This window comes from Herbaspirillum lusitanum P6-12 (genome assembly GCF_000256565.1).
Taxonomy (GTDB): Bacteria; Pseudomonadota; Gammaproteobacteria; order Burkholderiales; family Burkholderiaceae_D; genus Herbaspirillum; species Herbaspirillum lusitanum.
This window is the reverse complement of the sequence record NZ_AJHH01000397.1, coordinates 1-12,575: the sequence shown is the minus strand read 5'-3', so window position 1 is coordinate 12,575 and position 12,575 is coordinate 1. Positions and strand designations below refer to the sequence as shown.

The 12,575-nt window shown below is 52.3% G+C and carries 11 protein-coding genes and 1 pseudogene; 1 reads left to right on the top strand and 11 read right to left on the bottom strand.

Features of this window, described 5'->3' with window-relative positions:
• Positions 1–34: 34 nt before the first annotated feature.
• The 9 genes from pseI to rfbA all read right to left on the bottom strand — a co-directional run bounded on the left by pseI (position 35) and on the right by rfbA (position 10,431).
• Positions 35–1,075: a pseudaminic acid synthase gene (pseI, locus tag HLUSI_RS0112805; protein WP_016834352.1), complete on the bottom strand. Its 1,041-nt coding sequence runs from the start codon at positions 1,073–1,075 to the stop codon at positions 35–37.
• A gap of 142 nt (positions 1,076–1,217) precedes the next feature.
• A complete protein-coding gene (gene pseG, locus HLUSI_RS28460; RefSeq protein WP_157137846.1) occupies positions 1,218–2,792 on the bottom strand; it encodes a UDP-2,4-diacetamido-2,4,6-trideoxy-beta-L-altropyranose hydrolase in 1,575 nt (524 codons plus the stop codon).
• A 30-nt stretch (positions 2,793–2,822) separates the two neighbouring features.
• Entirely contained in the window at positions 2,823–4,850 is a 2,028-nt protein-coding gene (locus tag HLUSI_RS0112795) for an aminotransferase class III-fold pyridoxal phosphate-dependent enzyme (RefSeq protein ID WP_029363466.1), read from the bottom strand.
• Positions 4,847–5,749 carry an aldo/keto reductase gene (locus HLUSI_RS0112790; RefSeq protein ID WP_016834346.1) on the bottom strand — a complete coding sequence of 301 codons (903 nt, stop codon included), beginning with the start codon at positions 5,747–5,749 and terminating at the stop codon, positions 4,847–4,849. Before HLUSI_RS0112790 ends, HLUSI_RS0112795 begins: the two co-directional genes overlap by 4 nt.
• Positions 5,727–6,902: a UDP-4-amino-4,6-dideoxy-N-acetyl-beta-L-altrosamine transaminase gene (pseC, locus tag HLUSI_RS0112785; protein WP_016834345.1), complete on the bottom strand. Its 1,176-nt coding sequence runs from the start codon at positions 6,900–6,902 to the stop codon at positions 5,727–5,729. The genes HLUSI_RS0112790 and pseC overlap by 23 nt, the downstream gene beginning before the upstream one ends.
• 28 nt (positions 6,903–6,930) lie before the next feature.
• On the bottom strand, positions 6,931–7,353 hold the full coding sequence (locus HLUSI_RS0112780) for a MarR family EPS-associated transcriptional regulator (protein ID WP_238533993.1): 423 nt from the start codon (positions 7,351–7,353) through the stop codon (positions 6,931–6,933).
• A gap of 106 nt (positions 7,354–7,459) precedes the next feature.
• Positions 7,460–8,398: a GDP-L-fucose synthase family protein gene (locus HLUSI_RS0112775; protein ID WP_016834343.1), complete on the bottom strand. Its 939-nt coding sequence runs from the start codon at positions 8,396–8,398 to the stop codon at positions 7,460–7,462.
• A 6-nt stretch (positions 8,399–8,404) separates the two neighbouring features.
• Entirely contained in the window at positions 8,405–9,490 is a 1,086-nt protein-coding gene (gene gmd, locus HLUSI_RS0112770; RefSeq protein ID WP_016834342.1) for a GDP-mannose 4,6-dehydratase, read from the bottom strand.
• On the bottom strand, positions 9,487–10,431 hold the full coding sequence (gene rfbA, locus HLUSI_RS28455; RefSeq protein WP_016834341.1) for a glucose-1-phosphate thymidylyltransferase RfbA: 945 nt from the start codon (positions 10,429–10,431) through the stop codon (positions 9,487–9,489). The genes gmd and rfbA overlap by 4 nt, the downstream gene beginning before the upstream one ends.
• 309 nt (positions 10,432–10,740) lie before the next feature.
• Between rfbA and HLUSI_RS0112755 the strand changes: the two genes are divergently transcribed.
• Positions 10,741–11,559 (top strand): symmetrical bis(5'-nucleosyl)-tetraphosphatase, encoded by an 819-nt coding sequence (locus HLUSI_RS0112755; RefSeq protein ID WP_016834339.1) that lies wholly within the window; start codon positions 10,741–10,743, stop codon positions 11,557–11,559.
• Here HLUSI_RS0112755 and HLUSI_RS0112750 read toward each other — a convergent pair.
• Positions 11,489–12,289 carry a lysophospholipid acyltransferase family protein gene (locus HLUSI_RS0112750; RefSeq protein ID WP_016834338.1) on the bottom strand — a complete coding sequence of 267 codons (801 nt, stop codon included), beginning with the start codon at positions 12,287–12,289 and terminating at the stop codon, positions 11,489–11,491. The genes HLUSI_RS0112755 and HLUSI_RS0112750 overlap by 71 nt on opposite strands.
• Before the next feature lie 114 nt (positions 12,290–12,403).
• Positions 12,404–12,575, bottom strand: a pseudogene (locus HLUSI_RS32660) (dihydroorotase); the annotation flags it as partial.

Sequence of the window (12,575 nt, the reverse complement as noted above, 5' to 3'; positions counted from 1 at the left end):
TCATGGAGCTCCCTGAGGGTGTCAGAGAAGCGAATCAAATCAAATCCCAAGAGACAGGCGTGCCTCGTTTCACAGCGCTCTTGACTGCCTTACCCAGTATCTGCGGCAAGTGCTTTGTCTGCAATCCGGATCCAGGCCGAATCGCTCGAACATTGTCTGACGAAAGAAGATCTCCGGCGCTCATATCTTTGACAACATACAAAGTGCGTCGGTACTGAAGCGATTTTTTTTCGGCCTCCGTAGGGCCATAGCTCACACGCCCCAACGCCTCCCACGCACGTTCAGTCTCCAAAACCAGCTGAGCCATTTCCGCGGGTTCCATTGAGAATGCACTGTCGACACCTCCGTCAGCCCGACTGAGCGTAAAGTGTTTCTCAATGACAGTGGCTCCCAGCGCGACACTGGCGACAGAAACGCCAACCCCCATGGTGTGATCGGATAAACCGATTTCACAATTGAACAATTGGCGCATATGCGGAATTGTCAAAATGTTCGTATTCTTTGCCGTCGCAGGATAAGTACTGGTGCATTTAAGCAAAATCAAATCCGTGCATCCTGCTTGCCGTGCGGCATTGACCGTATCTTCCAATTCGGCCACCGTTGCCATACCGGTCGAAATAATGACTGGTTTACCGGTCGCCGCGACGCGACGTATCAACGGTAAATCTGTATTTTCAAACGACGCAATCTTGTAGCAAGGAACATTCAAATCGTCGAGAAAGTCGACAGCAGTGTCATCAAAAGGCGTGCTGAAGATGATGATTCCCAACTCTTGCGCACGGTCGAAAATAGCCTTATGCCATTCCCATGGTGTGTATGCCTCACCGTACAACTTGTATAACGACGTCCCTGCCCACAGACTATTTGGATCCCCTATGTGAAACTCGCCCTCATCAAGATCCAGCGTCATGGTGTCCGGCGTATAGGTTTGAATCTTCAGCGCATGGGCACCGGTCTTGGCAGCAACTTCGACGATTTCCAAAGCCCGCTCCAACGATTGATTGTGATTGCCGGACATCTCGGCAATAACGAAGGGTGCATGCCCCAGTCCTATTTCTCGATTACCTATTTTCATTCTTTTCTCTCAGTACCAACACCAAAAAAATGGATCACAATTTGACGCGAACCCGAATCAATAGATAACGGGCCGTGTTTGTGCCGTCGAGACTTCCTCGGCACGGAACAGAGGCTTCACGGCGAACTTCGATTTCACGAATTCAAATATCGCCGAGCCTGAGGAATTTCTCTGTTACTTCGACTCTCTGCGTGAAGTTCAAGTAGTAATCAAACTGATGACCAGAAGGGTTCGGTTCCTCTAAAAAACCCAAGCCAAGAAAGACTGCTCTGGACGCGAAATTTTCATATTTGACCACAGCACGAAGCCGAGATGAATTCAAATTCATCAACGAATATATGCCAAGAACAATCAAAGCTTTCCCCCAACCCCGCCCACGGACGACCGTATCAAGCGAATATCCTATATTCAAATCGTCCTCACGTCGCTCGAAACGAACTTGTCCCACTGGTAGCCCTGAGACTTCCAGGACGAACAAATAGCTTCCGGCATCTTCTATTTTCCCCTGAAACCATTGTTCGTGAACCTCCCAGGCAATTGGTTCCGAACTAAATCCATTGCTACGAACCGCAGGATCATTCGCCCAATCGTAATAGAGAAAAATATCATGAGCTGCAGCTCTCCTGAGCTTGAATTGCTTTTCGGGGCTGGGACTCAGGGCTTCTACAACGCGCATTGCGCCCATTCCGTCAACCAATTGCTGGTTCCGCACTGTCAGTTGTCTCAACTCGGATTCATCGTTGATCAAATAATGTAGATCACGCTTTAGCGCCTCCGATACATTGTCAGAATGATGCCCAACGTATTTGATGAGCTTCTGCTTTGCCAAGGATCGCGCACCCGGAAGTTGGTTTTCTGCTACAGATATCACCAGTGATGGAAGTCCCAGGCACATGCGCTCCCAAGTAGTCCCTCCCGCTGCACCTATCGACAAATCGGCACTGGCCATGAGATCTGCCAAGTGACTGCGGGGACCATACAGCACCGTACGAGGTCTCGCATTCGAGATTGCTTCGATTTGTACCCGGTGTTTGTTGTTTGCACCGACGATCACGTCAACTTCGATATGAGAAAACTCGGGGAGGCTCAATACAGTCAGTACCAATGCCGTCAAATTGAACGAGTCAGTTCCGCCAAAAAATATCAGTATTTTTCCAACAGTCCCGCCACGGCAAACACTCTCCCGGTGCTGCCGATATTCAGGACGAAGCAATGCATACCGCGGCCCCAATAGGGATTGGCACGAAACGGGTAGCAATTCAACATAGCGCTGATCATTGAGCGCATAGTTCTGGTCTAGTAAAACGTCACACTCGTGGACCCGGTTGGCCAAATCATCGATCACCATGATTTTCTTGGCAAATGGGCGAATTTTCCTTTCCCACTCCACATCCAGACCATAGTGATCGACAATCAGCCAGTCAGGAATTTCTCCATTGAGTGCATCGATACTGTGCCCCGCGTCTTCAATTTGCGAAACGCCAAGCCACATTGCGTAGTCTTCAGAATGCTGAGAGGCCCGCTCCGCGGGTCGAGGCAATACAAGTACCGGTATATTCCGGTCTTTGAGCAGTGCAACGAGATTGCCCGAATGATCACGACAGATGAATTGAACCCGAACACCTCTTCCGAGAAAAATGTCGGCAAGAGTCAAGCAACGCATCAGATGTCCGGTTCCAATCTGATCTGATGCATCAACTCTAAATGCGATATTCATCGTATGCGCCACTTCAATCTTCGTCGTCAACTAATTTAATCGCTTGAAGCCACCATGGCACACCGGTCCGTTGAGAAGGCTCATTACGTCGCGACCATCCTCGCACTCTTTAACCAATCCAAAAATCGGATCCAGAGCCTCAAAGAAATTATCCACAACTGCCGGCGTATGCTCGGTGCAAACATAAACACTGGTTCCTGCCAGATAGCCTTTGGCCAGCATCTCTTGTGTAATCAAGGTTTTATAGGCAAGCGCATTCGAACTTTGGAAGCCGAATCCAGTCAGCGCAGCCAGGCCATTGGTGCTGATCGACAAGCCGTGTTTTTCTGCCAGCTTTTTCCATCGCTCCGTGATATCAAGTCCTGTCTTGGTAATCGTTTCCCACGACTTGAGACGGTTCATCACATCCAAAGTCGCCAGGGCAGCGGTCGGGCCAATACGCTCCGTCCAGAAGGTGCTGCTGATGAAAGTGGTTTGTGCCGCCTCCATGATTTCACGCTTGCCGATGGTGGCCGTGATGGCATAACCGTTACCCAAAGCCTTGGCGAACATTGCCATGTCAGGTTCGACGTCATACATTTTGTGGATACCGCCATAGGTCTGGCGAAAACCGGAAGTACATTCGTCAAAAATCAGCACGATACCGCGCTCGGTCGCAAGCTGACGTACCTTTTTAAGGAAATCATTTTCAGGACCGAAGTTGCGCACGACTTCCATTTTGATCACACCGATGTCGTGCTGGTCGACCAAAGCCTGAAGCTCTTCAAAATTGTTGTAATTGAATGGGAACACCGTGCCTCGCAAGCTTTGCGGCACGCCGTTTGGTTCCAGGCCTGGCAGCAGATGTCCTGCAAGATTCTTGTCGTCGCCAAGATTGGCGGACAGGTACCAGTCGTGCCAGCCGTGATAACCGCAAATGGCAACCTTGTCTTTTCCGGAAGCGGCACGCGCAATACGGATGGCAATGGAATTTGCTTCACCACCGGAACGCGCGAAACGCGCCATATCGGCCCATGGGTGCAGCTCTATCAATTTTTCGGCAAGATAGACTTCTTCCGGGCAATTGAAGGTAGACATGTTGCCGGCATCAATAGTGCGCCTTACTGCGTCATCCACTTCCGGATGGCCGTAGCCCAAGGTGTTGGTACCGATGCCCATGATCGACATGTCGATATACTCATTGCCATCGAGATCCCAGACTTTGCAGCCTTTGGCTTTGCTGAAATAGGCCGGCCACAGATCAGGGAGAAACATCTCTGCCCGCTTGGAGAGCAGCATATTGCCCCCGGGGATGACTTGCTTGGCGCGCTTCCAAAGCTTCTGACCGGTGCCCATTGTTGCTCCTTCGTTACGAATCAAATGTTGGTTGAGTTCAAAAATTTCAGGCTGCGATTCTTGCAGAGCAAGCACTTCGCGCCAACTGAAGTCTATACGGGGAAAAAAATGCGTAAATACTCTTTCAATCACTGCAAAATCGGCGGGTTCATCTACAGTCCAGCGCAAGCCGGACAAGTCAATATCGTTGCTTGACGATGCCGTTTGGAAGCGATTTGAACTACGCAGATAAGGTGTTACGTGTTCGTGATCGAACGGAGTGTCTGTCTCTTGCAAAGCCGTCGTCAGGGCTTCAAAAGAAAATACTTCAATATCCAGTCCATCCGGGTAAGTTGGTGGAGCAATGTTGCTGAAATAATCGACATTCGCATTTTTATAGCCGCGGATGACCTCGTCAACCAATTGAAAATCCACCAACGGACAATCCCCGGTGATGCGCACAACCACGTCAGCCTGGTGCGCCTTGGCCGCATCAACGAAACGTTCCAAAACATCATCTTCACTGCCTTGCTCACAGGCATATCCCAGTCGGCGAACATGATCCACCAATGGTCGATTGCGTTCATCAACTGATGTCGCGACCACGATCTGATCAATTTCCTCGGAACGAGACAAACGCGCCAGCAACAACTCAATCATCGGCACGCCGTCCATCGGTTTCATCACCTTGTTGGGGAGACGTGTCGAGCCCATACGTGCTTGAACCAAAGCGACTATTTTCATAAAGCGGACCATTTTGCTGGATTAACGAAATTTTCCTCGTCACTACTCAGATCGGGGAAGTCATATGAAGCCGTTCTCTTTGCCGCAGCAATGATTTCAGTCAATTGGACTGTCGAATCGGCACCGATGACAACGCGATCGATTTCAGGGAAAGACAGTGAAAATGCCAGACATGCCTGAACCGCAGTCACATCATGCTGGTTCAGCCATGCATGCCATCGCTGCCAGATACCGGTCCATATTGAAAATTTGGAAGGGATGGACGACTCCGACATGAGCAACAAGCCCTGCAGAAAAGCCGAACGCGCATGCACCTCAATCCCCAGTTCCTTGAGCTTTCGCAACCAACCCGCGTGATGCATCCGGCGATCAACCAGGTTGAATGGGATCTGAACAATATCGAAATTGAACTTGGCAATCAACGTGTCCAGGTCAGCAGGGCTATACACCGAGATGCCGATTTTTTGCACTTTTCCTTCGGCCTTCATGTCGGACAAAGCAGAAAAAATCCGGGCGCCATCATGTGTCAACAATTGCTCCGGACGATGCAACATGAGGCCATAGACACGCTCAACCGACAAACGGGAAAAGGACTTGGCAAGCTGATCTCCCACCCAATTCCCGATGTCAGCACAAGCGTCTGGAATGCCGGGCAGCTTTGTGATTAATTTGAATGACCCACAGCCTATCTCGCCCAGGCAGCGCTCGCTATCTCCGTAGGCAATCGCTGTATCCAACGTATCGATGCCGTTTTCTTCGGCCAACCGCAACATGGCCGAAGCCTCTTCACGGCCAACTTGACCGGCATGATTAGCGATACCATAAGGCAGACCGAATTGAACGGTGCCAAGCGCTAGACGATTCATAAACAACAAATCAAAAAAGTGTCTGGTGGCCAATCGGGGTTGTCAGGCGCTGCACTACTTCCACTTGCTGGGCATGCGTCAGCGCAGGAAACATGGGCAAGGTAATCGCCTCGGCGTAGTACTTTTCAGCCTCGGGGAAGTCGGCAGGATCAAATCCTTGCTGCTCAAAATAAGGCTGCCTGTAAACAGGAATGTAGTGAAGATTGACACCAATACCGGAAACCCGCAGTCGCTCGAACACTTCGCGATGAGTGGCATGGATCGCATCCAGCTTCAGCCGGATAACGTACAAGTGCAACCCTGAATAGCCATCTTCGTGCTGCAGGGGTGTCGTGACGGGCCTGTCTTTCAGAAGCTCATCGTAAGTCCTGGCCAGTTCGTGCCGTTTGGCGACGAACTCGTTCAGACGCTGCATCTGGCTCAAACCCAACGCCGCCTGAATATCCGTCATGCGGTAGTTGAAACCCAGTTCGATCTGCTGGTAGTACCAGGGTCCATCAGGAGCATGCGTCATTTCTGCCGGATCTCGGGTGATCCCATGACTTCTCAAGCGCGCCATATGAATGGCAAGTTGCCGGTGATTGGTCACCGCCATGCCGCCTTCCCCCGTGGTGATGATCTTTACCGGATGAAAACTGAAAACAGTGATGTCGCTGTACCGGCAATTGCCGATAGGTTCTTCTTTATAACGTCCACCGATGGCGTGGGAGGCGTCTTCAATAATGCGGAATCCATATTTTTTTGAAAGCGCGTGAATGCCTTGCATGTCACAGGGCTGACCACACAAATGTACGGGGATGACAACCTTCGGCAGTCTCCCGGCAGCCTCCGCACGAATCAGCTTCTCTTCGAGACGATCAACGCTCAGGTTGTAGGTCACCGCGTCAATGTCGACGAAATCGACTTCCGCCCCACAATATCGCGCGCAATTGGCGCTAGCAACAAAAGTGATGGGTGTTGTCCACACCAGGTCGCCTGCACCAACACCCAGAGCAAGGCAGGCAATATGCAATGCAGATGTAGCGCTATTTACGGCAATCGCGTAAGCCGCACCGCAATGAGCGGCAACCGCGCTTTCAAATGCAGGAACTACTGGTCCCTGCGTCAGAAAATCGGAGCGTAAAACATTTACTACTGCATCGATATCCGCCTCGGAGATATCTTGGCGACCGTAAGGAATTGTCATGTTCAATAGTGGTTGTTATATAGGACGATCAGTAGTTGTCAGACAGACGCAATCGCTCAACTTCAGATCTGAGATCTTCGATTTCGTGACTCAAGCTTTCATACTCACGCACCTTGCTCTTCAGGAATAGCATCGTAATCAATGTTTTTTCTTCTATGCCCTTGGGTGTCAGCAGGTAAATGTAGCCACGTTTATTGGGATTGGCCTGGAAGTTGTTAACCTTGATCAAACCTTTTTCTATCAAGGCATTCAAACAAAAATTGACCTTCCCGAGGCTGATACCGAGGTCCCGCGCCAGTTCGCGCTGGCTGGTCTCCGGCTGGCTTCCCAGACGTTTCAGAATCTTGTATCGATATTCTTCACTGAGCATAAAAATCCAAAGACGCGAATGAACCGGATGGCAGAAACGCTGCGCACAGCGTTCATGAACTGAACATTGGTATTGGACCATCGCCGCAAGATAGAATCAAGAGGAATTTGGATCGATGGGCAATAATTCAAACAGCAGCCGGAAATTTGGCGAACAGAACACTCATCGTAAATTATCAAAAAAACAATTACTGATTGAGAGATAAATAGTGCTGATAGGTTTTTATCAATCCTTCATCCAACATCGTTTTTGCTCGCCACCCCAATGAGGCAAGCAATGAAACGTCCAACAGCTTCCTGGGAGTTCCATCAGGCTTGCTGGCATCAAAAGCCAACTCCCCATCGAATCCCACCGTTTCCAAAATGGCCCGTGCCAAATCACGGATAGTCACGTCCGCTCCGGTGCCAACGTTGTAAGCGCCGTTCCTGACACCCTGCTCCATCAAAAAAACGCAGGCATCGGCCATGTCGTCGACATACAGGAATTCCCGCATCGGCTTTCCGGAACCCCAAACCACCATCCGTTTTTCGCCGCCCAATTTCGCTTCGTGTGCTTTGCGCAGCAATGCCGGCAATACATGGCTGGTTGCCAAATCGAAGTTGTCGTTTGGTCCGTATAAATTGGTCGGCATGACAGTCACATATTCGGTCTGATATTGCCGGTTATAGGACTCACACATTTTGAGACCAGCGATTTTGGCAATCGCATAAGGCTCATTGGTGATTTCCAGCGGTCCGGTCAACAAATACTCTTCCCGGATAGGTTGCGGACAATCACGCGGATAGATGCAAGAAGACCCTAGAAACATGAGCCGCCGTACTCCAGCCTCATGCGCTCCGGAGATGACATTGGATTGCATCACCAGATTCTGGTGAATGAAATCAGCCCTATAGGTGTTGTTGGCCAGAATACCGCCGACCTTGGCCGCCGCCAAAAATATGTAGTCCGGCTTTTCCCTGCCCAGAAATTCCCGAACACGAGCCTGGTCAAGCAAATCCAGCTCGGCGTGCGTGCGCACGACCAGGTTGCCATAACCATCATTCTGCAACCGTCGCGTGATGGCAGAGCCCACCATACCGCGGTGGCCGGCAACGTATATTTTGGATTGTTTATCGATGGCAGACATGGCAACTCATTCGCGGTTTTCGAAGGTTTTGTAGCCATGACGCTTAACAATTTCATCACGCTCAGCAGACTTTAAATCTTCTCTCATCATTTCTTGAACCAGCTCAGCGAACGTCGTCTTCGGCGTCCAGCCCAATTTCTGTTTGGCCTTACTGGCATCGCCCAATAATGTTTCCACTTCTGCGGGACGGAAGTAGCGGGGATCAACGGCAACGATGCATTTCCCACTTGCGTCATAGCCCTTCTCCTCAAGACCCTCGCCCTCCCAGCGGATCTCGATGTCGATTTCCTTGGCAGCCGCATTGATGAAGTCGCGTACGCTATATTGCACACCAGTGGCAATCACGAAATCTTCAGCTTGCTCCTGCTGCAACATCAACCATTGCATTTCCACATAGTCACGGGCGTGTCCCCAATCACGCTTTGCATTAAGATTGCCAAGATAGACGCAATCCTGCAAACCCAGCTTGATTCGTGCCAGTGCACGGGTAATCTTGCGGGTGACAAAAGTCTCGCCGCGAATTGGACTTTCGTGGTTGAACAAGATGCCATTGCAGGCGTAGATGCCATAGGCTTCACGATAGTTGACAGTAATCCAATAGGCGTAGAGCTTGGCAACAGCATAAGGACTGCGCGGATAAAAAGGCGTGGTTTCTTTCTGCGGCATTTCCTGCACCAATCCATATAGTTCAGAGGTCGATGCCTGATAAAACCTGGCTTTCTTTTCCAATCCCAATATGCGAATAGCCTCAAGAATGCGGAGTGCCCCCAAGGCATCAGAATTGGCCGTATATTCCGGCTCTTCAAATGAAACAGCAACGTGGCTCTGCGCCGCAAGATTGTAAATCTCGTCAGGTTGCACCAGTTGAATGATGCGGATCAGGCTGGTCGAGTCGGTCAAGTCGCCATGATGCAATTTGAAACGCACATTTTTTTCATGCGGATCCTGATACAGATGATCGATACGATCGGTATTCAGCAAGGAGGTACGACGCTTGATACCGTGAACTTCATATCCTTTGTCCAGCAACAACTCGGCCAGATAGGCGCCATCTTGCCCGGTAACGCCAGTGATCAACGCAACTTTGCTCATTTACTTTTCTCAATTTTAGTCTTAGGTGACAACAAGTCCGGCGAATGCAAACTGAAAATTTTGCTGTTCAACAAGCTCAGCAAATATTTTCCATAGCCGTTTTTAATGTAAGGCTGCGCCAACACTTCAAGTTGATCAGCGGAGATGTATTTCTTCCGAAACGCAATTTCTTCCGGGCAAGCAATCTTGAGTCCCTGGCGACTTTCTATCGCGGAGATAAACTGGCCCGCATCCAGAAGAGACTCATGCGTGCCGGTATCAAGCCACGCCATGCCACGCCCCATCAATGCCACACTCAACTGGTTTTGCTCAAGATAAACGCGATTGACATCGGTAATCTCCAACTCTCCCCGTGCTGACGGCTTGACCGAGGCGGCAATGTCGCAAACCTGTCGATCATAAAAGTACAAGCCGGTCACGGCGTAATTTGACTTGGGCACCACCGGTTTCTCTTCGATGCTGATAGCGCGACGCTGCTCGTCAAAGTCGACCACACCGTAACGCTCGGGATCCGTAACGTAGTAGGCAAATACGTACGCGCCATCCGTTTGCTGATCAGCCGTGCGCAGTTGCGATTCAAACTCGTTGCCGTAAAAAATATTATCGCCAAGAATCAACGCTGAGGGATGACCGCCGATGAAATTGCGGCCGATCGTGAAGGCTTGCGCCAGGCCGTCCGGCGAAGGCTGTTCGGCATAGGAAAGGGAAATTCCCCAAGCGCTGCCGTCGCCCAGCAAGCGTTGAAACATGGGCAAATCGTAAGGCGTGGAGATAATCAGGATGTCCCGGATGCCGGCCAGCATCAGCGTCGACAGCGGATAGTAAATCATCGGCTTGTCGTGTACCGGCAGCAACTGCTTGGAGACAGCTTGGGTCACGGGGTACAGTCGGGTACCGGATCCACCGGCCAGAATGATGCCTTTGCGCTGGATATTTGTCATTGGGGGGCTGGCTCCGCGGGTGGCGCGGGTTGGCAATGGCACGCTGTCCATGAATCAGACACGAACATCATTTTTTACCTCGTTTACACGTAATATTCAGTTTAACTCGCAATTTTACTGGCAAAACGTCCAAACGCGTCCGCTCAGGCGCATAGATAAGCATTCCCGATGACAATTGCATGCCCGGAGATCATCTTTTGATGCATCAACAACACGATATTGACGTCCGTCGCCAAGACATACCCTTTAGTATTGAAGAAGTCGCTACCATCCGGCTCACCCCTTGCACCTTTAACTGAACAAGATTCCATGCCCACCTACGCCATCGGCGACCTCCAAGGCTGCAACCAACAACTGCAAAACCTGCTCGACCTGATCGAGAAAACTTCGCCGGATGCGCAATTGCTGTTCGTCGGCGACCTCGTCAACCGCGGTCCGCAATCGCTGCAAACCCTGCGCCGCCTGCGCGAGCTGGGTTCCCGCGCCAAGGCGGTGCTGGGCAACCACGACCTGCACCTGCTGGCGGTATCTCAGGGCATCCGCCCGCAACACCGCACCGACACCCTCGACGACATCCTCAACGCCCCCGACCGCGACGAATTGCTGGACTGGCTGCGCCACCGTCCGCTGGCGCTGTTCGAACAAGGCCACCTGCTGTTCCACGCGGGTCTGTTTCCACAATGGGATGCTGCCAAGACCATGGCGCTGGCGCAGGAAGTCGAAGCCATGTTGCGTGGTCCGGACTGGATTGATTTCCTGCGTCACATGTATGGCAATGAACCGGCGGTCTGGTCGGATGAACTGGAAGGTTACGACCGCCTGCGCTGCATCATCAATACGCTCACACGCATGCGTTTTTGCACACCCGACGGCGCCATCGATTTCAAGATCAAGGAAGGACTGGGTGCGGCGCCGGATGGCTATCTGCCGTGGTTCGACATGCCCGGCCGCCAAACCGCCGGGGTCACCTGCGTCTTCGGCCATTGGGCTTCGCTCGGGCTGACGCGGCGACCCAATCTGATCGGCCTCGATACAGGCTGCGTCTGGGGCGGCAAGCTTACTGCGGTGCGGCTTGAGGATCGGGCGCTGTTCCAGGTGGACTGCCCGCGGGCGGAGCAGTTTGCATGAGATCTTCGGGGACATAACCCAGTCCGTCGGCAACCACCTTGCGCGCCGTCACGGCGAGTTCGCGGCGATGTGCGCCGTCGGTCGGAATGCTCGGCAACTGCGTCAGCTCCGCCGTGATCGACCCGGCTTGCAACACCGCCAGGATGCTTTCCACAATGGTGGTGTCGCCGATGAAGTCGGCGGCGGCATGGTAATTCCCCTGTGCATCAAGGTAGCGCAACGCATACGGCTGCACCGGCACCCTGGCGTCCAGCGCCGCCTCAAACAGGTTGGCGTGGAACGGCAGCAGCTTGCCTTGTGCTGCAGTCGTACCCTCCGGGAAGAACGCCACGCGGTCGCCCGCTTCGATGCTTTCCACGATGCCCTTGAAGATGCGGCGCACGTCGCTGGCCTTGCCGCGTGAGATGAAGATCGTGCCGGTCTTGGCGCACAGCCAGCCGATCAGGGGCCAGCTGCGGATTTCCGACTTGGCCACGAAGCGGCAGGGCTGCAATGAATTGACCGCGAAGATATCCAGCCAGCTCACGTGGTTGGACACCAGCAGCGAACGTGGAATCGGCAAGGGACTGTCGATCCTGATCGCGATGCCGCAGATGCGCAGCAGCTTGCGCGACCAGCGCCGGATATGCGCCTCGCGGCCCTGCTGGGACGTGAACGGGAACAGGAAGGCACAGACCGCCATGCCCTTGAAGAGATGCGCGATCAGGCGCAGCAAACGGAAAACGAACATGGCGTAATCAGGTCGTGATCAGGTCGTCGTCGACGGAAAAACGGCTTAAGCGGAAAACAAGATCAAGGTTGCCTGAAAGCAACCATCGATCAAGCAAGAGTCAAGCTGCAGCAATCACCGCTCGAAGGCGATATGCCCCGACACGATGGTGGCCTTGACCACGCCCGGCAGCTCGTAACCCAGGAACGGGGTGTGCTTGCCCTGGCTGGCGAGTGCTTTGGCTTCGACGGTCCAGCGCGTCTTCGGATCGAAGATGCAGACGTCGGCGATGTCGCCGACCTTCAGG